Raw genomic sequence first — 22,979 nt, forward strand, 5'->3', positions numbered from 1 at the left:
CATGGCCAATATGTTTGAAGCGGCGGACGCCGTAAGCCCGATCTCAGGTCCGCCCAGCGCGCTGGAATACGCCAACGACCGCATCTTCCGCGGGATCGCCTGGGCCAGCGCCTTTATGGTCATCGCCCTGACGGCCTTCATCCTGTGGGAGGTCGGGCGCCAGGCGGCCCCCGCCGTCTACGCCTATGGGCTCGACTTCATTACCGGCACCGAGTGGAACGTCAACAAGGGCGCCTTCGGGGTGCTGCCCGAGATCTGGGGCACCCTCTACTCCTCCCTGCTGGCCCTGGCCCTGGGTGGGCTCTTCGGCATCGCTATCGCCATCTTCCTGACCCAGGACTTCATCCATCACCGCCTCGCGCTGGTCTTTCGCACCGTGATCGAGATGCTGGCGGCGATCCCCTCGGTGGTCTTCGGCCTCTGGGGCATCTATGTCCTGATCCCGCTGCTCAAGCCCGGCGCCGAGTGGCTGCACGACCAATTGGGCTGGTTCCCGCTCTTCAGCACCGACTTGGCCGGTCCGGGCATGGCCCCGGCCGCCCTGGTGCTGGCGATCATGATCCTGCCGACGGTCGCCGCGATCACGGTGGACGCCTTCCACCGCATCCCCTACAAGGTCAAGGAGGCCGCCTACGGCATGGGGACCACCCGCTGGGAGGCGATCCTCAAGGTCATGGTGCCGACCGCCTCGTCCGGCATCCTGGCGGCCCTGGTCCTGGGCTTCGGCCGCGCCCTGGGGGAGACCATGGCGCTCGCCATGCTGATCGGCAACGCCAATCAGATCAGCCTGTCGCTCTTCTCGCCGGCCAATACCCTGGCGTCGCTGCTGGCCTCGACCTTCCCGGAGGCCGGACAGCTCGAGGTGCAGGCCCTGATGTATGCCGCCCTGGTCCTGCTGGCCATCACCTTCCTGGTCAATGTGCTGGGTCAACTGGTCCAGCAATACACCATCCGTAAGTTCGAGGGCAAGTGATGAGCACCATCGACCTATCGGCGGACACCGCCGAGCGCCCGCTTCCCCAATTGAGCCGACAGGGCCTGGAGGCGCGGGCGCTGAAGAGCGGCATCCTCACCGGACTCACCTGGCTCGCCGCGGTGCTTGCCGCGGTGCCGCTGATCTCGGTCATCTATATGCTGATGGTGCAGGGCGGGGCGCGGCTGTTCGGGTCCGGGTTCGTGGAGGTCCTGACCGGACTGCCCCCCGCCGGTTTCGAGCAGGGCGGCGGCATCGGGCCCGCGATCGTCGGGACCCTGGCGATGGTGGGCGTCGCCTCGCTCATCAGCATCCCCATCGGCATCCTGGCCGCCATCTACAACGGCGTGCTGGAGCCGCGCAGTTGGACCGCCAACACCTCGCGCTTTCTGGCCAAGGTACTGACCGGGGTCCCGTCCATCATGGCGGGCGTCTTCGTCTACGCGGTGTTGGTCATCCACTGGGGCTACTCCGCCTGGGCGGGCGGCATCGCGCTCTCCGTCTTGATGCTGCGCACCGTGGTCCTGGCCGCCGAGGAGGCCATGGCCCAGGTGCCCCAGCGCATGAAGGACGCCGCCTACGGCATGGGCTGCACCCGCACCCAGGTGATCTGGAAGGTGGTGCTGCCCACCGGGCTGCCGGGCATCCTGACGGGTGTCCTGCTGGCGGTGGCCGGGGCCGCGGGGGAGTCCGCACCGCTCTTGTTCACCGCGCTCTTCAGCAATTATTTCATCTCGCAGTTGTCGGAGCCGACCGCGTCGCTGTCGATCCTCATCTACAACTTCTCCGGGATGCCGTTCCCGAATCAGATCGAACTCGCCTGGACGGCGTCGCTGGTGCTGGTACTGATGGTGCTGGGATTCAACATCCTGGCGCGCCTGATCGGCCAGCCCAAGGTCTGATTTCAATTGAATTTCGCAAGGTAAACGATCCATGAACGCAGCAGCAGAGACGATGTTCATTGCCGAGCCATACCAGGTCGCGGGCGAGGTCGTCATCGAGTGCAACGTCGCCAAGATCTTCTACGGTGACTTCCTCGCGGTGCGCGACAGCGTGGTGCCGATCGAGAAGAAGAAGATCACCGGCTTCATCGGCCCCTCGGGCTGCGGCAAGTCGACGGTGCTGCGCAGTCTCAACCGGATGAACGACCTGATCTCGGTCTTCCGCTTCGAGGGCAGCGTGTTGTACCACGGCCAGGACGTCTATGCGACGAAGGTAGACCCGGTGCTGGTGCGCCGCTATATCGGCATGGTCTTCCAGCAGCCCAACCCCTTCTCGATGAGCGTCTATGACAATGTCGCCTTCGGCCTGCGGCTCAACCGCTACAAGGGCGATATGGATGAGCGCGTGCAGAAGGCCCTGGAGCGGGCCGCCCTCTGGAAGGAGGTCAAGGACAAGCTCAAGAACAGCGGGCTCTCGCTCTCCGGCGGCCAGCAGCAGCGCCTGTGCATCGCGCGGGCCATCGCCACCGAACCCGACGTGCTCCTGATGGACGAGCCCTGTTCGGCGCTCGACCCCATCGCCACCCGCCAGGTGGAGGAATTGATGCTGGAGCTCAAGGAGCGCTATACCCTGGCGCTCGTGACCCACAACATGCAGCAGGCGACCCGGGTCGCCGACACCACCGCCTTCTTCTCGGTGGACATCTCCAAGGGCGGGCGCACCGGCTATCTGGTCGAGATGGGCCCCACCGGGCAGGTCTTCCAGAGCCCCAGGGAGCAGCTCACCAAGGAATACATCTCCGGTGAGTTCAGTTGATCCGGTCCGGAGCCTGGGAGCCGACATGAAGACCATCGAACAATTGACGGGCATCACGGTGACGCTGGTGCTGGCGACCCTGCTCTGCGCCTGTGGCGAGCAGACACCCCAGGGCGTGGCTCAGACGGGAGGCGCCGGTGTGGAGAGCAAAGGCCTGGCGCTCAAAGGGGCGGGATCGACCTTCATCGCACCACTGCTGACCAAATGGATCGAGGAGTATCGGCGGACCGACCCAGGGGTCGCCTTCACCTATGACGCGGTCGGCAGCGGCGAGGGGGTCAAGCGCTTCCTCGCCGGTACGGTCGATTTCGGGGCCACCGATGCCGCCCTGAGCGACAAGGACCTGGCCCAGGGCGATAACCGGCGTGGGGCGGTGATGATCCCGATGACGGCCGGGATGGTGGTCCTGGCCTATAACGTCCCGGGAATCACGGGCGGACTCACGCTCGCGCGCGATGTCTATCTGGACATCTTTGCCGGGCGCATCCGCACCTGGAATGACCCGCGGATCGGCGCCACCAACCCGGGGGTCGAACTGCCGGCCACCGCCATCGTGCCGGTGGTGCGCCGCGACTCCAGCGGGACCACCTTCATCATGACCAACCACTTGGGCGCCGCCGACCCCTGGTGGGCCGCGCAGGGGCCCGGGGTGGGCAAGCTGGTGGACTGGCCCGGCGCCATGACCGCCGTCGGCAACGAAGGGGTCGCCCAGCGGGTGAAGATCACCAGCGGGGCCATCGGCTACATGGGGTATGAGTTCGCCGCCCGCCTGGGGCTGCCGGTCGCCACCCTGCAGAACAAGGCCGGGACCATGGTGACCCCCAATCCACAGGACGCCCAGTTGGCCCTGGCCTCGGTCGGCGACCAGGTCCCCGCGGACCTGCGGCTGTTCGTGCCGGACCCGGACGGTACCGGCTCCTATCCGATCGTCGGGTACACCTGGATCCTGCTCGACCCCCACTACGCCGACCCGGCCAAGGCCCAGGCGCTCAAGGAGGCCCTGGGGTGGGGGCTCGGGGAGGGCCAGTCCTTCGCCGGCGCCTTGGGCTATGTGCCACTGCCGCCGGCCATCGTCGCCAAGGCCAGGGCCGCGCTCGCCGCGGTCCGCTAGGGATCGGTGCGGCCGCGCGGGACGACCGGGATGGACGACAGTCTTGGTCCGCTCGGGGATGCGAGCCCGGGGCGCTCGCGCCTCACGCAGCGACGCCCGGGGCCGGCCAAGACCTCGGCGAAGGCCGGGGTGCGTCTCGACCTCGCCGCCATCGAGCGGTCGCTGCGGGCGGTGCAGCGCGACTTCGCGCGGATCAACGCGACCCTGGAGATACCCCGCGACCCGCTGAGCGACCGGGTCATCGCCAACCTGCTGGCCGGCTACGCCTATCTGGACAGCTTGCTGGCGCTTGGTCGCAACCCGCTCGCCCTGGGCAACTCCGCCGACCTGCTGCAACTCAATCACCTGGTGCTGTGCGGGACGGACGAGGCGGACATCAAAGACGCCGCCAAACACCTGGCGGAGACCGTGGCGCGCTTCTACGACAGGTCCGGCCCCGGCGGGGTCGGGGAACTGATGGACACCCTGGCCGCCTACCGTGACGAACCCGTCTGGCGGCGCGCGGCGCGCGCCTACATCCAGGTCATGAGCCGGCCGCAACTCTTCATCGAGGGCAATCACCGCACCGGCGCCCTGATCATGAGCGCCCTGCTGGCGGGTGAGGGCAAGCCCCCCTTCGTCCTCACGGTGAACAACGCCAAGGCCTATTTCGACCCCTCCACGCTCGCCAAGGACTCGCGCAAGCGCAGCCTGCAACTCTTCCTGCGCCGGCCCAAGCTGTGCAAGCGCTTCGCTGAACTCCTCAAGAGCGAGGCGGATCGGGGCTTTCTGAGGCCTTAGGCGGTGCCTGTTCTTCATGCGCAAACCCCTTCTTGACCGATCGCAATCCGAGCCAGGCCAGACCGATGACCAAGGGCACCGCGATGCCGATGCCGAGGGTGGCGTCGATGGGGGCGCCGCCATGCTCCAGACCCTTGAGCGCGTAGCCGACGAGCCCCACCCCGTAGTAGCCGATCGCAATCACCGACAGACCTTCGACCGTCTCCTGGAGACGCAGTTGGAGATGCGCGCGCCGATCCATGGATTCGAGCAGCCGCCGATTCTGCTCTTGCAGGGAGACATCCACGCGGGCGCGCAGGAGGCTGGTGAGCCTGGCCGCACGCTCCGCCAGGTCGGTCTGACGCTGCTGGGTCGAGGCACAGGTGGCGATCGCCGGCGCCAGACGGGCGTCGAGAAACTCGGTAAAGGTCTGCAGGCCCTCGATACGTTGTTGGCGCAGTTGCTCGAGCCGCTGCCGGACCATCCCGTAGTAGGCACGCGAGGCGTCGAAGCGATAGGTGGTGCGCGCCGAAACCTCCTCGATCTCGGCGGCGAGGGCGGTCAACTCGGCCAGCAGTTCGCTCTCGAAACCGGGGTCACCCGCGGTCCCTTGAGTGGCCATGCGCGCGGCCAACATCGCCAGGCGACGATCGGCATCGCTCAAGGTGGGGGCCACCTCGCGCGCCAGCGGAAACCCGATCATGGCCAGGGCCCGGTAACAGTTGATCTCCAGGATCCGTTTAGCGAGTCGCCCGGCCTGATTCTCCGACAGGCTGCAGTCGCGCACCAGGATGCGCACGAAGCCGTCGGCATTGATCCGCAGATCCGACCAGATGCGGGCCAACCCACCGACCGCCTCGGAGCCGATGACCGGATAGCCGTCGAACAGCGCGGCCAGTTCGGCGTTGCCTCGCTCCGACATCGCGCAGGCATCAATGGCCATCGCGACCGCGACGATGACCGCGCCGGGCAACTCCCGCAGCCACTCCGCGGGGAGTTCATGCAGCACGGGTTCGGCGAAGGGGTGCGCGTAGGCGCCCTGTTTGCTGAAGGTGTAGGTGACGAACTCGGTGTGACGCTCCCAGCGCACGCGCAGCGGCCCCAAATCCAGCGAGTAGTGGTGACCGATGGTCTCGGGGAGCGGTCGATCATAGTACGCCAGCAGCCGCCTGAGATGCTCCACCTGGCGGTCGGTTTCGTGCTCGCCGCACACCACGGCGAGATACGAAAGTCGTTCCGGGGCGTGCAGCGGCTCGAAGGTGCGGGCGTGAAGCTCGGCCGTGACGGCGTGGCGCAGCGGATGCTCTTGAAAGACAGTGGGCATGATTTGGATACTCCGTTCTTGGACGCGCGAGCGTCACCGGGCTGGCTGACGCAAGGCCGTCATGCGATAGCCGCGAGCGGCATCGCGGCCATCGGTCCACCCGGCCCGGGTGGCGTCGTAGAAGATGTCTGCTCAGGCCGCGAAACACTCTTAGGTCTTGGACCAGCTTGGCGGATCGAAATCCGCAAGTCGCATGATGATTTCAGATAACTATCAGAGCGATTCTGATTTGGCATACCTGCGGGGGGTTGACGCCGCACTGGCGGCGGCGTGCAATCGACGGGGGATCAGTCGCGCGCAACGCGGGTTCCATGGCGCTCTTGCTGCTCCTGACAGGGTGCGCAACGGGTCGCGTTCGGCACATACCGCAAGCGTTTCGCGGGAATCACGTCACCACAGTCACGGCACGATTCGCGGCCGACGGCAACGCTCGCGTGTTTGCGTATTGCCGCAATCGCCAGTTCGGTCACCTGGTCGATACGAAACTGCGCCAGATCGAGTTCGTCAGCGAAGCGTTCCACTGGTGTTGCCTCCGGATGAGTCGTTGCAGTTCAGAATCATCGCAGACGGATGTGACACCGGGATGACGTGGCCGGGTGCGATCAGAACCGATGTGGTGACCGAGATCCCGGGTACGCTGTCGTTGTCGTTGTCGTTGTCGTAATCGAATAATCCGACCACGATTACGACAACGACAACGACGCCCCGTCCGTGAGAACTTTAGCCCGTAGGGTCCGCTGTGCGGACCACCGCTGTGCGGACCATCGCCGTGCGGACCGATGCCGCTGACCGGGGCGCTGACCGGGGCGCTGACCAAGGCCCACTCGAGGGACACTGATCCACTCCGGCGGCATCGCCGCCGGCCGTACAACCAAGGTGATCGACATCGAAATCGTTTATTGGATCTCAAACCCGGCGGGGATCGCGGCCATCGCGCCCCTGGTACAAGGGCGCTGGCGGCTGACGGAGGGTTCCGCCGAGACCCTGAACCGCGGCTACCTCGACACCTTCGACTGGTCGGTCTACCTGGCCGGCGCCACCCTGGAGTGGCGCAGCGCGGCGCCGCCGCCGGTGCTCATCTGGAGCGGCCTGGGGCGTGGCGCTGAGACACTGGTGCAGGTCGCACCCGAGGAGCCGGGTTTCCCCGGGGACCTGCCCCCCGGACCGGTCCAGTCCCGGCTGAGCGAAATCGCGGGGATTCGCCGCCTGGTGCCCGTCATGGGCATCCACACGCGCGTACGGCACCTGAACCTGTGCAACCCGCGCGACCAGACGGTCGCACGCCTGGGGCTTGAGGAATCCCGCTTCCGGGACCCGCGCAGCGGCGCCACCGGTGACCTGCGACCGCGGCTGCGCATCCTGCCGGTGCGCGGTCATGCGCGCGAGGCCGAGGCCTTGCGGGACGCACTGGCGGGCCTTTCGGAACTTGAACCCGCCGATTCGCCCCTCTTGCTGGAGGCCCTGGCCGCCGCCGGGCGGCAACCCGCGGACTACAGTTCCAAGCCCGCGTACAGCCTCGAGCCGCAGGCCCGTGCCGACCTCGCCACCGGGGAGATCCTGCTCGCACTGCTCAACACCCTGGAGGCCAACCTGGACGGGACCCGGGCCAACCTGGATTCGGAGTTCCTGCACGACCTGCGGGTGGCGACCCGGCGCACCCGTTCGGCGCTCGGCCAGGTCCGCGGGGTCTTTCCCGAGGACCAGGTAACGCACTTCAAGGAGGAGTTCGCCTGGCTCCAGCAGGTGACCGGACCAGTGCGCGATCTCGACGTCTACCTGCTTGCCTTCGACAGTTATCGGCAGGCCCTCCCCGCCCCGTTAGGCGCCGACCTGGAGCCGCTGCGGGAGTTTCTCCAGTCCAGCTATGCGGGCGAGCAGGAGCGCCTTGTCCAGGCGCTCGACTCGGACCGCTTCACCCGCTTACAGACTGATTGGCGGGCCTTTCTGGAGGCGCCCGCGGCGGCACCGGATACGCCGAACGGCGCGCGCCCGATCAAGGAGGTGGCCGATCGGCGGATCTGGGCACTGGTCCGGCGGGTGCGTCGGGAGGGCCGCGCGATCCGGCCCGAATCACCGCCGCAAGACCTGCACGAATTGCGCAAGAGTTGCAAGAAGCTCCGCTACCTCATCGAGTTCTTCCAGAGTCTCTATCCCAAGGAGCAATCCCGCGCCCTGATCGCGCTGATGAAGGACCTGCTCGACAACCTGGGCGGTTACCAGGACCTGGCGGTGCAGGCCGCCCATCTCCGTGACCTGGCCCAGCGCATGAGCGACGCAGGCGCGGCGTCCCCCCCTACCCTGCTGGCCATGGGCGCCCTGATCGGCAACCTGCTCGAGCGCCAACAGCAGGCACGGGAGGCGTTCGACCCCGTGTTCGCCGAATACCAGGACAGGGCCAACCAACGCGCCTTCCGGAGCCTGTTTCGGCCAGTGCGCACGCCGGTGCGGACCGCTTCCAAGTGAATCGGGCGGGACGGGTTGGGTCGCCCGTCGGCACCTTGATCATCCTTCCGGCCGGCCCGCGCCGGAGTCCAAGGCTTCAGCCCTGGATATACCGGACCAAGACTGAAGCCTAGAGATACAGCAAGATCGCAAAGTAGTGGCTGACGCTCCCCGCCAGCACGAACAGGTGCCAGATCCCATGGCACCAGGGCCAGCGGTTGTCGAGGACGTAGAAGGTCACCCCCACGGTGTAGAAGAGCCCGCCCGCCACCAGCCAGGCGAAACCGGCCGGCGGCAGGGCGGCGATGAGGTCATCCAGGGCGAACAGGATCAACCAGCCCATCAGCAGATAGATGCAGACCGACAGCAGGCCTCCTCCCCCACCGCGCAGGGTGTCGGTGACCATACCGACGAGGGCCAGCCCCCAGACGGCGCCGAAGAGCCAGATGCCGGTGCTTCCCTTGAGGGCGATCAGGGTGAATGGGGTATAGGTGCCGGCGATCAACAGATAGATCGCGTGGTGGTCGAGGATCAGGAAGAGCGCCTTTGCGCGCCCGCGCAGGCTGTGGTAGAGGGTCGATGACAGGTAGAGCAGGAACAGCGTCACCCCATAGACGGTGAAGCTGAGGATCCGCAGGGTCCCGCCCGCGACACCGGCCAGGGTCACCATCACGGTGACCCCGATCAGGGCCAGCACGGCGCCGACCAGGTGGGTGATGCTGTTGAAACGCTCGCCTGGGTACATCGAGGTGAGGTTCTCTCAAGGGCGGAGCGGCCGACGAAGTGACCGTGCCGCAACGGCGGCATCCTAGTACGGCAAGGTTGCGAGAACGTTACCGCAAGAACGCTGGACGGCGCCGCCGTTACAATGCTGTCACATTCTCCTGTCACACTTGTGAAAAGTTGCGCGGAACCCGTGCGGCCCCCCATCGATCGGCTTCGGAGGTCTCATGTTCACGGACCTGTCGCGATTCCCAGCCGCCGCCCTGGCGGTCTCGCTCCTTGGTCTCGCCCCCGGTGCCGCGTCCGCGGCGGAGGTGGAGAATCTGTGTATCCCGACGGCGAACCAAGTCGTCGTTCGCTTCACCTACGGCTCCGAGAAGGCACCCTGGATCCACGAGGTCACCGACGCCTTCAACCGGCAGGGCGAGAAGACCGCCTCGGGCAAGACCATCTGCGTCCACGCCATCCCCAAGGGGTCGGGCGACGCGGTCAACGAGATCAAGGACGGTAAGGCCGGTCCCAACGAGGTCCACGCGACCAGCCCGGCCTCGGACCTCTATGTCAACCTAATCAATTACGAGTCGACCGAGAAGCAGGGCAAGGACCTGCTGAAGGTCGAGGGCTTTCTGGTCTCGTCCCCGGTGGTGATCGCCATGTGGGAGCCGGTGCTCGCCATGCTCGGCCCGGCCGATCAGGTGGGTTGGGCGGAGGTCTTCAAGCGCTCCAGTGCGGGCGGTTTCCGCTATGGTCAGACCAGTCCGGAGAGTTCCAACAGTGGGCTGTCGGCCCTGGTCGCCCAGTTCTACGCGGGGGCGGAGGCGCAGGCGGGGCGGCCGGTGCCGCGCCTGTCGCTCGCCAAGGTCGAGGACCCCAAGGTCCGCGAATTCGTCGCCAAGGTCCATGAGAGCGTCATCCATTATGGCCGCTCCACCGGCTTCTATGCCGAGAAGATGCGGGCCGGCGGCCCCCAGTACGCGGACGCGGTGGTGCTCTATGAGAGCGACGTGATCCAGGCCAACCAGTACATCCGCGACCAGGGACTCAAGTTCCCCACGCTGGTGGCGGTCTATCCCAAGGAGGGTACCTTCGCCACCAATCACCCCTTCGCCATCGTCAAGCGCGACTGGGTCGACGCGGACGAGGAGGATGGGGCCAAGCGCTACTTCGCCTTCCTGATGTCCCCGCAGACCCAGGCCAAGGCCTTGCAATACGGGTTCCGTCCGAGCGTCGCCCTCGACATGGACCCGAAGATCTATGCCATGGTTTGGAAACCGGACCATGGGGTGCAGCCGTTCGAGACGGTGCACAACTTCCTCGCCACCCCGGGCGGCAACGTCGTCAAGGCCGCCCGCGATGCCTTCCGCGCAATCAAGAACAAGTCCCAGGTGGTACTGGTGATCGACCGCTCCGGCAGCATGGACACCAAGTTGCGCGACAACGAGCGCGGGGTGGAGCGCTCGCGCATCGAGATGGCGGTGGAGAGTGCGAATCTGCTCGCCGGAACCCTCCAGGACAAGGACCGCCTCTCCCTGCTGCTCTATGACTATCAGGTCCAGTATTCCGAGCTGACGCCCAAGGGCCAGCCGATCGCCATGGATGCGGCCGGTAAGGCGCGCCTGGCGGAGACGCTCGCCAAGATTCACCCGGCGGGCGGGACCGCCATGCGCTCGGCCATCGCCACCGCCTGGACCGACCTCTGCCAAGCGATCAAAGCGGACCCGGCGGACCGGTCGATCCGCGTCCTGGTGGTCCTGACCGATGGAATCGACAATGCCTCCAAGGTTTCGGATGCCGACCTGATCCGACAGCTCGGCTTCGCCCAATCCGACGGCGGCGGCGGTTATTTGGGCGATCCGGCCTGCAAGATCCCGGTCTTCGGCGTCGCCTTCGGCAGTCAGGCCGACGACGCGCCCCTCAAGGCTATCAGTGCCGCGGCCGGCGGCGAGACGCGCCGCGGAGACTCCGCGGAGATTCGCGAGATCTTCAAGCGCTTCAGCGAACTCCTGTAATCACTGCACAGGCGAGGATAACCCCGATGTCAGGTTCCGCTAATTCCGCGCCAACTGAACGCCGATCCAGGTCCCCATTCGTAATGCTCGGCCGTACGGCAGCCCGCACCTTGCTGGTGCTCGGTATCGCACTCGCCGCGCCCGCGCTCCCGGCGGCCGAGAAGCTGTTCGATTTCGGTAGCCTCAACGTCGACCTGTCTAAGGTCCAGGCCAAACCCGGCGCGACCCCCGGTCAAGCCGGGACCCCATCGGGCGCCGCCGTGAAGGAGGCGCCGGCCCAACAATTGCCGAGCACCCCGGAGAGCCCGGCCCCGGTCGTCCTGCCGCGCGACGGTCAGGAATCGATCGGAGCGACCGTCAAGACCCAGGCGGTCACCGTCAAACCGGTGGAGGTCGCCGCGGCCAAGACCGGGCAGCAGCAGGTGGTCTATCCGGTAGCGGAGGACCGGCAGGTGATCGAGGTCAAGATCGCTGCCGGCTCCGAAAAGAAGGACTGGTTCGAGGAGGCCGCCCGGCGCTTCATGGCCGACCCGGCGCGCAACAGCATCGACGGCAAGCCCATCCGGCTCACCATCGACAAGATCGGCTCAGCCGAGTCCGCGGCCCTGCTCGCCGACGGCAAGACCATGCACGGCGGGCGCAACGAGTATCAGGTCTGGGCCCCCGCCTCCAGCATCTTCCGCACCGTCGTGGAGGACGCCTTCACCGGCGGCAAGCTGTTCGAGACCGATGAGTCGGTGGCGCGCAGCCCCATGATCTTCATCACCTGGGAGCCGGTGCAGCAGGCGATCGACCAGAAGGTCCAAAAGTCGATGAGCTTCGATACCATAACCGAGGTCTTCTCCCGCGAGTTGGGCGGCGAGAAAATCGACCCGAACGGGCGCAACTTCCAATTCGGCTTCACCCGCCCGCAAGACTCCAACAGCGGCGCCGTCGCCCTGATCACCATGGCCTACGAGTTCTTCGCCAAGGACCGGACGCGCTACAGGATCCGTCTGGAAGATCTCAAGAACCCCGACTTCCAGGCCTATCTGGCCTTTATGAAATACATGTCGGACCAGACCAAGGACAGCACCGGCAAGCTCGCCGAGCCGCTGATGCAGGCGGGCTATGGGGGTCAGCCGCTGTCCAGCGTCTATGTCTACGAGAACCTGGGCGTGAAGCTCGCCTTCATCCGCAAGGCCAATGACCCGGGCGGGGCCAAGCCGATGATTCGCTATCCCAAGTATAATCTGATCTCGGACCACCCCTATTACACCTTGCGTCACGGCAATTCCCCGGCCCAGGTCGAGGCCGCTCGGCGCTTCAAGGATTTCCTGCTGACGCGCGACATCCAACTCCTGGCCCTGCAAAAGGAGGGCTTCCGCCCGGTCAGTACCCAAATCTCCAACCAGGAGATGAACGACGTGCTGGGCGATTTCGTGACCGAGAACGGACTGGTGCCGGACCTGATCAAGGCCTCCCAGATCCTCATCCCGGCCCAGAGCGGCGACGTCATCATGGCCCTGATCCGCACCTACCAGGGGCTTGGCGACCCGATCGGACCCAATCTCTGAATCATCGAGGACCAGCAACATGAGGACACAACGGCCGCCGCCGGGCACGCGGCTACGCGCGCTTTTGCTCGGCACGCTGATGGCGACCACGGTGGCCCAGGCGGCCAGCTTCGGCGATTACCTCAAGCAGTTGGGCAGCTTCTCCTTCGGCGGGAGCGAGTTCAACCCGGCCGATATGGCAGGCAACCAGAAGCAATGGGAGGATCGCGAGCGCTGGGTGAAGGAGGCCTTGGACCAGGCCTATCTGGCCTTGGCGCGCTCCGATAAGGACGTGAACCTGTTCGACTTCCAGAACTATTACAACGTGCTGTCCATCCAATGGACCCCGGAGTATCTGACCGACCCGGCCCATATCGGCAATCTCAACGCCTATGCCACCTTCACCGAGTACCTGTCGCGCTATCTCCAGGTGAAGCAGACGTTGATTTCCAAGATCGCCGAACTCAACCGCCACTATGCAGTATTGAAGCAGATCGACCCGCGCCAACTCACCGGTCCCTTCCAACTGGACACCGGCGGCCAGGTCCAGTCCTATACCCAACAGGCCGCCGGATCAGTGGACGCCACCGCCCACCAGGCGGCCCTGGCCACCGCCGCCGGGGCGGTGGAGAAATACACCGTGGAACTGAATCGCGCCATCGACTATGGGCTCAAGCTGGAAGGCCACTTCAAGCAGGCGGCAGGGATTCAGTAACGGTGATCCAGGTCCCCGGGGCTTGGTGGCTCCGCCGCCAGGTCAAGCGGCACCGTTGCGCCACCGCGCACGGCAGGGCCGCCAGGACTGCCTGCCGGGGACCAGCACAGGGGCGTCGTTGCCCCCCGATCCTACACATACAACGGCGCCATCCGCCGCCAGGATGAGCCGCGATGCGCGCGTCCGTCCCATTCGTGCAGGCTATGCCGAATGCCCTTCTCCCAGAGCAGCCGGCTGAGGTAGCGATTATTGTCGAGAAAGGGGTCCTCATTGCCGACGACCAGCACGATGTCCATCCGCCGCAGCGCCGCGAGACGCTCCGGACAGTAGAGGTTGGCGAGATACTGGACCGGGGTATGGTAATAGACCAAGGCGTCCCGATGGCCGCTGAACAGGTCGCGGAAGTCGTCGACATTCAGGGTCAGGTCATAGCGCCCGGAGAAGGCCGCGACCTTCTGGAACAGTTGGGGGTGGCGCAATGCGATATTGACGGCATGGAAGGCCCCCAGACTGCACCCGTGCGCGATGGTGCAGGGATGCGGGTTCTTCATCGCCATCAGGGGCAGCACCTCGTTCAGGATATACTCCTCGAAGGCGCAATGGCGGCGCAGACGATCGGCGGGGTGGCACCAATCGCAATAGAGCGACTCCCAATCGATACTGTCCACACAATAGAGTTGGAGTTGGCCGGCCCGGATCTTGTGATCCAACGCCGCGACCACGCGCAGGTCCTCGTACTCATGGAAGCGCCCGTCGCGGGTTGGGAATACCAGTACCTTGGCCCCGGCATGGCCGAAGACCAGCAGTTCCATGGTGCGGCCGAGCCGCTCGCTGTACCAGCGGTGGTATTCGCGGTTCATTCTGGGTTGCAGGACCTTACGGAGGTGCCGACGGCTATGTCGGGCGGCTGCGCCGAGCGGCGACGAGGGGATTCTAGCCCGCCAAGGTTACGCTGACGTGACCCGCGGTTCGGCCCCGCGGGCCCTTGGTCATCCTGCGGGCCTCAAAGCGGCGCGAAGAAGGCCCACAATTCGGCCAGCAGGGCCTGTTGCTGATGCGCCTGGTTGGGGTAATCGAAGTGTCCGGCCCCGAGCGATCCGCTCGTCCCAGGCCAGGGCCATGGCCCCGATGCCCCCGCCCAGGCTGATGCCCAGATAACCGAGGTGCCCCGTCAGTGCGGGGACCAGCTCAAGCAGGGCCGAGACTCCGGTCCAGACATCCTCGACGCAGCCGCCCAGGATGTAGCGACTGCGCTGGTCGATGTCCGAGAGTCATCGGCGACGCGGGGGCAGTCACCACGACGTGATCCAGACCGCCACTGGTCCGACGACGGCGGCCACGGCCAGCGGCAGGGCGACGCTCGCCCCGAGTCGCCCGCCGCTGATGGTGGTCGCCATGCCGCCTTTGACCAGTGAGTTGGTCGCCGCCGCGATGACGATGCCGGTGACGACGGTTTGCCGGTCCAACCCGGTCCGGGCCATTCCGGCCAGGGACAGGGTGATGGCATCGACGTCGGCAATGCCCGAGGCGGCTGCCAGGGCCAGGACGCCGACCTGGCCAAGCCAGATCTCGACCCCCTTGGCCAGGACCATGACCAGGGCCAGGAAGGCGCCGAAACCGATGGCTGCCGACAGTTCCAAGGGATTGGTCAGGCCGGTGGCGGCGGCGCCTTGGGCGTCGCCCAAGGTCCACCATTGGTAGAAGGTGGCTTGTGCGGGGGACATGGCAGGGACTCGGAGGATCAGGAAGACCTGCTTTGCGCGTCCCCGCAGGCTATGGTACCAAAGGCGCGGTGACGCTCGAGCGGCCGGGATCAGCCGACACTCAAGGGCGTATCGGCCACGGCGCCGGCGCCGGCCCGACCGTGCTGTTTGCTGAGGACGCCCTGGGATCGCCAAGCGGGTGGGCAGCGGGGTCCATGGCATACCAAATGCCCGAGACGACGCTGACGGCGACCCAGAGGATGAATTTCGGACCTATGATAGTGCTCCTGCCGGAACAAGCACTGCCAAATATGCCGGACGGTTGCGGCGGAATTCTAAACCGTCAAGGTTGCCATGAAGTGACGCCGTCGTGGCCTTGATCATCATTGCACAGGACATCGGCTTTGCCGTCGCGATGTCCTACCATAGAGGTAAGATATACGAGGTCACGGACGCTTCATAGCGCTGGGATATTAAGGTAATAGCCGGATCGGTCGTCGCGGTGCCCGACCGAACCGACCAGTCGAGGTCTCTGACCACAGGCTTGAGATCGCTCGCGACTCACGCCTAGGACTCCGGGAAGTCGAGCACCATCAGCGTGCGCCCCGCGGCCTCGTCTTCCCGTAAGGGTCTGAATCCGTACCCGGCAAAACGCTTCTTGTGCGTGGTTGAAACGAGTATGCACCCGGCGGTAAAACCCGCCCGCACCCAGTCGATACGGGCCTGGACCAGGGCCTTGGCGACACCCTTCCCACGCGCCGCCGGCGCAACCGCGGACAGGTACAGAATATGCGTATTCGAGGCCCAATCCGCGCTTTTGACACCCCCGACGCCGACCACCTCATCGCCATGATAGGCGACGAAGAACTTGCGATAGAACAGGGTGGGCGCCGGCGCCAGTTCCACCCGAATGCGCTGCTCATCGTAACGGACGGGATTATCGAACGCCTCGACGAGCAGCCTGACCGCCGTCTCATGGGTCCGCTCGTCCCCGTGAAGCAGATCTTCAATCCGTGGTTCGTATTTCATTACTAAGGGCCTGGTCAGTTCGCACTGACGACGAACACGCCCGCGCAGATCAGCAGTACCCCCACCGCGCGCATCACGGTGACCTCTTCGCCGATCGCAAAGCCGACCATCAGGGCCAGGGCGAAGCCCAGACCTTCCAGCGGGTACGCCTTGCTGACATCCCAGCGCGCCAATACGGCCAGCCACAGGACCGCCCCCAGCGTATAGAACAGGAAGCCGATGACGATCGACGGACTCAGCATGACGGCCCCGGCGGTGTGCAGTCCGGCGGGCTGCGCCAGCGCCGTCTTGACCGCGACGCTCGACATGCCGGCCTTGATCAGGAATTGCGCCGTCACTGACAGCAGCACGCAGCCGATCGCGGCGATCAGGGTATTCATTTGTTCACCCCTCGGCTGCCCACGCCGCGACTGGACGCCCGCCGGCGAGAACGGTATTGCAACCGCACTGCAGGATCAACGGGGTGTCGGGCGGGCGCCTGGCGATCGGCAACATCGCAGACGGGGCGCGAAAGATTACAAAAGGAGTTACAAGAGGAGTCACCAGGCGAGATTCCAATTGACCGGGGCAGACTGACAGGGTTGTCACGATTATCCGTGGTCTTGATGACACCCTGGTTACCATCGGGGCGGTGCGCGGCGGGGCCTCGCTCATCGCTGCGGCCCGCGCGCGCGGTGCGGACCAGCGGCCTCGGCGTGACCGAAGTGCCCAAAACGGTGAAATGATCAAGGTCCGCGGCGGGATTCCAGGATCTCCCGATAGAACCCCAGCAGCCGCTGCGCGAGCACCGGGGCCGACCAGGACTGGGCATAGGCCCGGGCCTCGCGGGCCAGGGACTCGCGCAGCACCGGGTCGGTGAGGACCTGGACGCAGCGAGCGGCAAAGGCCTGCTCATCCTCCGGTGCGATCAGGCTGCCGCGACCCTCCGCCAGTACCTCCCGCGTCCCCATGACGGCCGTGGAGACGACCGGGACGCCGAGGGCCATCGCCTCCAGGAGCACCAGGCCCTGGGTCTCGGTGCGGGAGGCGAAGACGAAGGCCGCCCCGGCGCTGTAGCAATCCTCCAGGGGACCGTCGCGGCCCAGATAGCCGACGAACAGGATATTGTCGGCGAGCCCGAGCTTGCGGGCCTGGTCCGTCAGGGCATGGCGTGCCGGCCCCTCGCCGGCGACCACCAACAGCACTTCGGGGAGGCGCGCCTTCACCAGAACCAGCATCCGGAGCAAAAAGGCGATGTTTTTCTCGAACGCCAGCCGGCCCACATGCACCAGCACCGGGCGCAACGCGGGGATGCCATAGCGCTGCCGGAAACGGGGTCCGTCCCCGTGGCCGAACTGTCCCAACTCGATCCCGGTGGGGATGACCCGTGCCAAGGTACGCACCCCGTACCCGTGCAGCACCTCGAGCATCGCCTCGGAGGGCACCACCAAGGCGTCCACGGCGTTGCATTGGGCGGTGGAGAAGCGGCGGGCCAGGGCGCGCAGCCAGGCGGCCGGGACCAGGGGGACATAATGGTCGAGGTAATGCTCGAAGAAGGTGTGGTAGCTCTCCACCGCCGGGATGCCCAGCCGCCGGGCCAGCCCCAGCCCGCTGTAGTGGGCGACGAAGGGGGTATGGATGTGCAACAGGTCGAACCCCCGCCGCGCCAGGTCCGGGCGCCGCCGCCGCAACGCACCCACTCGCAGGAGGCGGTCCTCCGGGTCCAGCGGCAGGTAGCGCGACGGGATGCGGATGACCTCGAACGGCTCGGGCGCGGTGGGTCCGTAGTCCGGGGCCAGCAGGGTCACTGCGCACCCCTGGGCGACGAGTTCCCGGGCAAAGGTCTGGATCGAGGTGGAGACCCCGTTGATCCGCGGAAAATACACGTCCGAGATCATCAACACACGCATCAAAGTCACCCGCGGCTCGCAGAAAAAATCCCGTCATGGTAGCGACCGGGTCCCGCCCGCGCCGTGAACGAATGATGACAGAAGCGCCGCAGGTCACGCCGGGCGTACGACTTCACGCCATCTTCATCATTCCTCCATGGTGCGGCAACAGAGATTGCCGACCATGCGCCGAACTCATCGTCGAGGATCCTACCGCGATGTCCGAGATCACGCGCATCAACCCCCTGCGATATCGCAGCATCTTCATCTCCGATGTCCACCTGGGCTTTCGTGGTTGCCAGGCCGGGTATCTGCTGGATTTTCTCCAGTCCACCCACTGCAAACACCTCTATCTGGTGGGGGACATCGTCGACCTGTGGGAGATGCGCCACGGGGTCTACTGGCCCGAGGCCCACAACGCGGTGGTGCGCGCGGTGCTGGAGAAGGCCCGCACCGATACCCAGGTGATCTTCTGCCCCGGTAACCACGACGAACCCCTGCGCGCCCACCTGGGGGCCGACTTCGGCAACGTCCTGATCCGGGACGAGGTGGTCCACGAGACCGCAGACGGTCGGCGGTTCCTGGTACTGCACGGGGATCGCTTCGACAGCGTGGTCCAGTGCGGCCCCTGGCTGGCCCGCCTGGGCTCCCGCGTCTATGGTCACCTGCTGGCCCTGAACGGGTTGGTGAGCCGGGTGCGGCGCCACTTCGGGCTGCGCTACTGGTCACTGGCCGGCTATCTGAAACACAAGGTCAAGAACGCGGTGAGCTATATCGGCAGCTTCGAGCAGGCGGTGGCGGCCGAGGCGCGCCTGCGCGAGGTCGACGGCATGATCTGCGGCCACATCCACCACGCCGAGGTGCGGGAACTGGACGGGACGCTCTACTGCAACTGCGGTGACTGGGTGGAGAGTTGCACCGCGCTGGTGGAGCACCACGACGGCCGTTTGGAACTGCTGCGCTGGACCGATGCCGTTCCCGAGAGCCTCAGCGGACCGCTGCCCGCGTTGGCCCTGGCCGGGGTCGGTTGACCGACCGCGCTGCGCGCAACATCACGCCCCCTTCCCCGCTCGCTTCGTCAGCCCCGGTTCGGGCCAAGGCGCAGTTTACGTAGCCAACGCTCGACCTTGCCATCAGGGATGACGGCACGATGCCGCGACTCGTGCGGATCACCACCTTCCCTATCCTATGTTGTCACGTGACACTTAGTTGCGTCACCCTCAATCCCCATTGAACACATCTACCGCAGCGGCACTGGTTCAGTTTAATTCCTGTTTACAAGACATTGAAATATATGTAATATATCTAGTTCGGCGCGGGTTTCCGTCACTTTTTGAATAAGTGAGAACTTCTTGAACGGACAATGGACATGCCCTCATTGCAATTCACAGAATTGTCGGCATCACAAGACGTATCAAACCGGTCATAACGGTACGCGTTTGCTGTGGCGATGTCAAAGTTGCAATAGGCTCTTTTCCGAGACCAAAGCCACCCTTATCGAGGGGCTCAGGAAACCGACCAGCTTCATCATTCAAGTGCTCAAAACGCGCACTGAGGGGATCGGCTTGAACGCCGCCTGCCGGGCCTTCGCGATTGCGAAGAATACGTTGCTCCTATGGGAGCGTCGCCTGGCCGATTGCAAGGATGTGCTGGTCATATATGCCCTGACGCACACCTTTATTGAGCAACTGATCGAAGGTGATGAGCTTTATACGAAAGTGAATAGGAATGTCCCCCCGGAGGATTGTGAAGGCTGGACGATCGTACTGATGGAAAGGGCAAGTCGATTTATCTGGGCGCTTCAGTGCGGGAAAAAGGATCGCAGCCTATTTTCATATGCCATACAAATACTTAGAGATGTCATCCTGCGTACTGGCGATGTCACTCTAGTCACCGACGGGGAACGTCGGTATGGCAATCTCCTGTTTGAAATTTGCCACGAAGTATTGCGAACCGGAAAACGCGGCCGCCCACCGAAAGTGCTTCGTCGCGGTGTGAAGGTGCGCCTTAAGAATAAAGGGAAAGGAACTGATAGAACGGGGCACTCGCGTCCCAAATACGAAACCCCTCATCCGGAGCATCCAGAAACCGATCAAGATGTGACGCCAGCCGATATTCATGCTAATCATTTGGAAGCATCGAACGCTTCATTTCGGCGAAAGAATTCTGCTTATCGCCGCCGAACGAATACGTACGCGAAGAGCATTTCTGGTTTGCAAAGAACATTGGATATGTTGTGGATTGTCCATAACTTTATTCGCAGCCACTTCACGACAAAACAGGTTCCTGCGGTGGCTCTGGGGATTCTCCAGCAGGGACTCTCGTGGGATGAGGTCCTTAGAGTTCGACAGCCCAGGTTATAAAAATACTACAAAAACATAAGGATAAGGAAGAACCAAACTGAACCAGTGCCACCGCAGCAGACCTGATCATTAACCCCTGCCGCCGAGTTGTTCAGGCTCTCGTGGGCCGCGGGGGCTCACTATCTGCGGTAGTGAGTGGCCTATCGCTGGGAACCAAGCCCCAGAACAGCGCCTCAGGATCTAGTGCGTCCCGTCTTGAAGCAACGTTTCGGAGGATATTTTATGAAAAATAAAACACGAAGTTTTTATTTAAAAATTAGATAGTTACAGAGCTTTTTCGGCCAGTGGTCAAGTTGACCGCTGAAGCCTCCCGCGGATGGCCGCACGCAGAATCTGTGACTGAACCCCCTCAGCCAAGGGGTCTTGTTTACGGATACGCGCCACCATCTGCTCCAACAAGTCACTGTCGCCGGGACCAAGTATGACCTGATCCGAGCACTCCGGCACAAACGCACTCTCTCCATGCCCCACTGTCGTAAGACAGGGGTCATCCGCATTCAACGCTTCCAATGCCTCCCTCACCCACCGGCTCTTGCCCTTACCCCCGTACGCTTTCGCCGCATTCCGCAAGGACTCACGCATGGCACTGGTCATTCGCACGGTCGTCTTCAAAAACGTTGCTCCATCTCGGCGAGAAATGCCTTCCATGCCTTTCCTACCGCTCGATAATCAGACCATTCCAGCTGCGGGAGCCGCTCCTCACCCAGCACGATCTGCATAATCTCTCGAACGACTCCCACATTCGTTGTCGCACCAAGCGTCACCTTCATCATGGGACGTCCGCGCATCCGCTCCGCAGGCGGATTACGCATCTTCTCTGCCTCCGCGACCGCTCGCTCCCAGTTCAAGCCCTTCGCAAGCAGCGACAGGACCACCCCGCGTTGCACGTCATCTCGGATGGCAGACGCCGAAGCCGCAACCAACAAGTCTCGAATGATCCCAGCCAAGACCGCTTCGCGAACATCTTCTGGTCCACGCGCCACCTGCAGATATCGCCGCGCGCTCCGCTCAGCAATCCCCACGAGGCTCGCCAATCGTTCGCCGGTCGTATCCCCTTCTTCTGCAAGTTCTTCAAGAACGCCCAAGACGTTCCGTAACCGTCCCGCCAGGTCGAGATCATCGCGATGAAGATTTTCGACAAGTTGCAACGTACGCACACGCGCTGGTCTTTGATCTGATATCCACGCCGGGATGTTCTTGATCTCCGCCAAACGAGCCGCCCAATAACGACGCTCTCCATAAGCAATCCGATACAGATTCCCGTGTCGGAACACCCGGATCGGCTGGAGAACGCCACTCTCCAGCATGGAATCAGCCAGATCCCGAAGACGCAACAGCACCTTGATTCGCGCCGACTGAGATTCCGAAACCCTTGCCGCGGCCACCGCCACCGGGTCCAAGAGCCATCCAAACTCGTCTTCGGTAATGCGCAATTGCCTGGGGTTATCACTATCAGGTTCGATCCTCTCCACCTCCAAGGCATCCACATGCATAACCCCAGCCTCGACATTGCCCCGTCGTACTGTCTCGCTGATCGCATCAGTGATCGCAGACCCACCGAATCGGAAGCGCTTGGGAGGGGTAGTCATAGTCCAGCCCCCCCTTCACTTAGCGATCTTGCGACGTACTCGCACATCGCGATCGCCTCCAAGCGCGCGGGATCCTTTTCCGCTAAATCGAATACGCTCTTGGGTCGCGCCTGGGCATGGTCGGACTCTGCAAATGCAATTCGCTGGTGGAGGATGACCGGAGACAGCAGGCTCGCAACGGCCGTGTCTTTGCGAAGCGAATCCAGTAGACCTTCGTGCAATGCCACCCCCTTTCTGAAGAGGTTCGGCTGGATTGCCGCGATTTTCAACGGTGGTCGGCTCGTGTCGCGACTATGCATCTCTTGCCTCCAGAGTTGTAACATGCCAAATAACCCTTCAATTGGCTGCGGCTCGAGCGTCGTTGGGATGATCGCGTGAGTGGCGGCGCGCATCGCGCTGATCGTCAGCGGACCTTTAGCCGGTGCAGTATCAATCAAGGCCAAATCGTAGGCGTCGCGCACCTCTGCGAGGACGAGGAACTCGTACAGACGATTGTGGACCTGCTCACGCACATCGCCGACGCGGACAAGTTCAACTTGACGCAGCCGTGGACCATGGCCCGGCAATACCTCTAACCCTTCAATGCGCGTCGGATAAGGATAGACCTCACCTTGAAAATAGACGTCGGCGCTCGAACTGCGCCCCGACCACCCTCCGTCATCACCCTCTTGAAACAGCGGATGAAGGGGCGGCAAGACCCCGTCCGGATCCGCCTGGTCATATTCCATCTCCAGGAACCGACGGGAAAGGTTGCACTGAGCGTCCAGATCGATCGCCAACACCCGCCGCCCCTTGCGCGAGAAATACTCGGCCAGGACCCGCGTAAGCGTCGTCTTACCTACGCCACCTTTATTCTGCACCACTGCTATCACCTGCACCAAACACCCCCAAAAAGCAATACCGTAGTGTCTTGAGCTAAAATAACACTGTATTGCTTTCCCCGCCAGGGTCCTTTATGCTCTCGTCAAGGTACTCGGTTCGCTTCGTGCGACTATGTCATGAGTTTGCTGGTTTTTCCGCTCGCGGACACCGATGAGACACCTCTGGCGGCATCACCTAACATTGAGGCCCCGCGTAC

The 22,979-nt window shown here is 64.1% G+C and carries 21 protein-coding genes and 1 pseudogene; 11 read left to right on the plus strand and 11 right to left on the minus strand.

Translation table 11 applies throughout. The features are described 5' to 3' along the window. Position 1 precedes the first annotated feature (1 nt). Genes pstC through THSYN_RS31100 form a run of 5 tightly spaced genes read left to right on the plus strand, consistent with a single transcriptional unit; the run spans position 2 to position 4,622 of the window. Positions 2–973 (plus strand): phosphate ABC transporter permease subunit PstC, encoded by a 972-nt coding sequence (gene pstC, locus THSYN_RS31080; protein ID WP_100922934.1) that lies wholly within the window; start codon positions 2–4, stop codon positions 971–973. Continuing rightward, the gene (pstA, locus tag THSYN_RS31085; RefSeq protein WP_100922935.1) at positions 973–1,875 is read left to right on the plus strand and encodes a phosphate ABC transporter permease PstA; all 903 of its coding nucleotides are present in this window, start codon (positions 973–975) and stop codon (positions 1,873–1,875) included. The genes pstC and pstA overlap by 1 nt, the downstream gene beginning before the upstream one ends. Before the next feature lie 31 nt (positions 1,876–1,906). After that, complete coding sequence (gene pstB, locus THSYN_RS31090) at positions 1,907–2,731, plus strand: phosphate ABC transporter ATP-binding protein PstB (protein WP_100922936.1); 825 nt, start codon at positions 1,907–1,909, stop codon at positions 2,729–2,731. A 25-nt stretch (positions 2,732–2,756) separates the two neighbouring features. Beyond that, positions 2,757–3,842, plus strand: a complete 1,086-nt coding sequence (gene pstS, locus THSYN_RS31095; protein WP_100922937.1) for a phosphate ABC transporter substrate-binding protein PstS — start codon at positions 2,757–2,759, stop codon at positions 3,840–3,842. 30 nt (positions 3,843–3,872) lie between these two features. After that, positions 3,873–4,622 carry a hypothetical protein gene (locus tag THSYN_RS31100; protein ID WP_236849020.1) on the plus strand — a complete coding sequence of 250 codons (750 nt, stop codon included), beginning with the start codon at positions 3,873–3,875 and terminating at the stop codon, positions 4,620–4,622. On the opposite strand, the gene THSYN_RS31105 is transcribed toward THSYN_RS31100, so the two are convergent. Both THSYN_RS31105 and THSYN_RS31110 read right to left on the minus strand, forming a co-directional pair. Next, complete coding sequence (locus THSYN_RS31105) at positions 4,585–5,925, minus strand: DUF3422 family protein (RefSeq protein ID WP_100922938.1); 1,341 nt, start codon at positions 5,923–5,925, stop codon at positions 4,585–4,587. The two genes, THSYN_RS31100 and THSYN_RS31105, sit on opposite strands and share 38 nt — an antisense overlap. A gap of 287 nt (positions 5,926–6,212) precedes the next feature. After that, complete coding sequence (locus THSYN_RS31110) at positions 6,213–6,446, minus strand: TraR/DksA C4-type zinc finger protein (protein WP_100922939.1); 234 nt, start codon at positions 6,444–6,446, stop codon at positions 6,213–6,215. A gap of 355 nt (positions 6,447–6,801) precedes the next feature. Between THSYN_RS31110 and THSYN_RS31115 the strand changes: the two genes are divergently transcribed. Beyond that, the gene (locus THSYN_RS31115) at positions 6,802–8,388 is read left to right on the plus strand and encodes a CHAD domain-containing protein (protein WP_236849021.1); all 1,587 of its coding nucleotides are present in this window, start codon (positions 6,802–6,804) and stop codon (positions 8,386–8,388) included. Between the two features lie 109 nt (positions 8,389–8,497). Here THSYN_RS31115 and trhA read toward each other — a convergent pair whose 3' ends face one another. Next, positions 8,498–9,112 (minus strand): PAQR family membrane homeostasis protein TrhA, encoded by a 615-nt coding sequence (gene trhA / locus THSYN_RS31120; protein WP_100922940.1) that lies wholly within the window; start codon positions 9,110–9,112, stop codon positions 8,498–8,500. A gap of 205 nt (positions 9,113–9,317) precedes the next feature. Here trhA and THSYN_RS31125 point away from each other — a divergent pair, with 205 nt between their 5' ends. From THSYN_RS31125 to THSYN_RS31135, 3 genes are all read left to right on the plus strand, one after another. Continuing rightward, positions 9,318–11,099: an extracellular solute-binding protein gene (locus tag THSYN_RS31125; RefSeq protein WP_100922941.1), complete on the plus strand. Its 1,782-nt coding sequence runs from the start codon at positions 9,318–9,320 to the stop codon at positions 11,097–11,099. 83 nt (positions 11,100–11,182) lie between these two features. Then, positions 11,183–12,655, plus strand: a complete 1,473-nt coding sequence (locus THSYN_RS31130; protein WP_236849022.1) for a type 2 periplasmic-binding domain-containing protein — start codon at positions 11,183–11,185, stop codon at positions 12,653–12,655. A 19-nt stretch (positions 12,656–12,674) separates the two neighbouring features. Beyond that, entirely contained in the window at positions 12,675–13,349 is a 675-nt protein-coding gene (locus THSYN_RS31135) for a hypothetical protein (protein WP_236849023.1), read from the plus strand. Positions 13,350–13,480: 131 nt separating this feature from the next. Here THSYN_RS31135 and THSYN_RS31140 read toward each other — a convergent pair whose 3' ends face one another. The 6 genes and pseudogenes from THSYN_RS31140 to THSYN_RS31165 all read right to left on the minus strand — a co-directional run bounded on the left by THSYN_RS31140 (position 13,481) and on the right by THSYN_RS31165 (position 17,970). Further along, positions 13,481–14,209 (minus strand): esterase family protein, encoded by a 729-nt coding sequence (locus THSYN_RS31140; RefSeq protein ID WP_100922943.1) that lies wholly within the window; start codon positions 14,207–14,209, stop codon positions 13,481–13,483. 198 nt (positions 14,210–14,407) lie between these two features. Further along, positions 14,408–14,620: pseudogene (locus THSYN_RS36495) on the minus strand (acetylxylan esterase); the annotation flags it as partial. 21 nt (positions 14,621–14,641) lie between these two features. Continuing rightward, a complete protein-coding gene (locus tag THSYN_RS31150) occupies positions 14,642–15,274 on the minus strand; it encodes a DUF4010 domain-containing protein (protein ID WP_100922944.1) in 633 nt (210 codons plus the stop codon). A 345-nt stretch (positions 15,275–15,619) separates the two neighbouring features. Continuing rightward, positions 15,620–16,081 carry a GNAT family N-acetyltransferase gene (locus THSYN_RS31155; protein WP_100922945.1) on the minus strand — a complete coding sequence of 154 codons (462 nt, stop codon included), beginning with the start codon at positions 16,079–16,081 and terminating at the stop codon, positions 15,620–15,622. 14 nt (positions 16,082–16,095) lie between these two features. Continuing rightward, positions 16,096–16,461 carry a DMT family transporter gene (locus THSYN_RS31160; RefSeq protein WP_100922946.1) on the minus strand — a complete coding sequence of 122 codons (366 nt, stop codon included), beginning with the start codon at positions 16,459–16,461 and terminating at the stop codon, positions 16,096–16,098. A gap of 345 nt (positions 16,462–16,806) precedes the next feature. Then, positions 16,807–17,970 carry a glycosyltransferase gene (locus THSYN_RS31165; RefSeq protein ID WP_100922947.1) on the minus strand — a complete coding sequence of 388 codons (1,164 nt, stop codon included), beginning with the start codon at positions 17,968–17,970 and terminating at the stop codon, positions 16,807–16,809. Between the two features lie 197 nt (positions 17,971–18,167). On the opposite strand from THSYN_RS31165, the gene THSYN_RS31170 reads away from it, so the two are divergent. Both THSYN_RS31170 and THSYN_RS31175 read left to right on the plus strand, forming a co-directional pair. Then, a complete protein-coding gene (locus THSYN_RS31170) occupies positions 18,168–18,980 on the plus strand; it encodes a UDP-2,3-diacylglucosamine diphosphatase (protein ID WP_100922948.1) in 813 nt (270 codons plus the stop codon). A 321-nt stretch (positions 18,981–19,301) separates the two neighbouring features. After that, positions 19,302–20,312, plus strand: a complete 1,011-nt coding sequence (locus tag THSYN_RS31175; protein ID WP_100917404.1) for an IS1 family transposase — start codon at positions 19,302–19,304, stop codon at positions 20,310–20,312. 608 nt (positions 20,313–20,920) lie between these two features. Here THSYN_RS31175 and THSYN_RS31185 read toward each other — a convergent pair. Both THSYN_RS31185 and THSYN_RS31190 read right to left on the minus strand, forming a co-directional pair. Next, positions 20,921–21,805 (minus strand): ParB/RepB/Spo0J family partition protein, encoded by an 885-nt coding sequence (locus THSYN_RS31185; protein WP_157818070.1) that lies wholly within the window; start codon positions 21,803–21,805, stop codon positions 20,921–20,923. A gap of 92 nt (positions 21,806–21,897) precedes the next feature. Beyond that, a complete protein-coding gene (locus THSYN_RS31190) occupies positions 21,898–22,764 on the minus strand; it encodes a ParA family protein (protein WP_157818071.1) in 867 nt (288 codons plus the stop codon). Positions 22,765–22,979 lie beyond the last annotated feature (215 nt).

The organism is Candidatus Thiodictyon syntrophicum (genome assembly GCF_002813775.1).
GTDB classification, from domain to species: domain Bacteria; phylum Pseudomonadota; class Gammaproteobacteria; order Chromatiales; family Chromatiaceae; genus Thiodictyon; species Thiodictyon syntrophicum.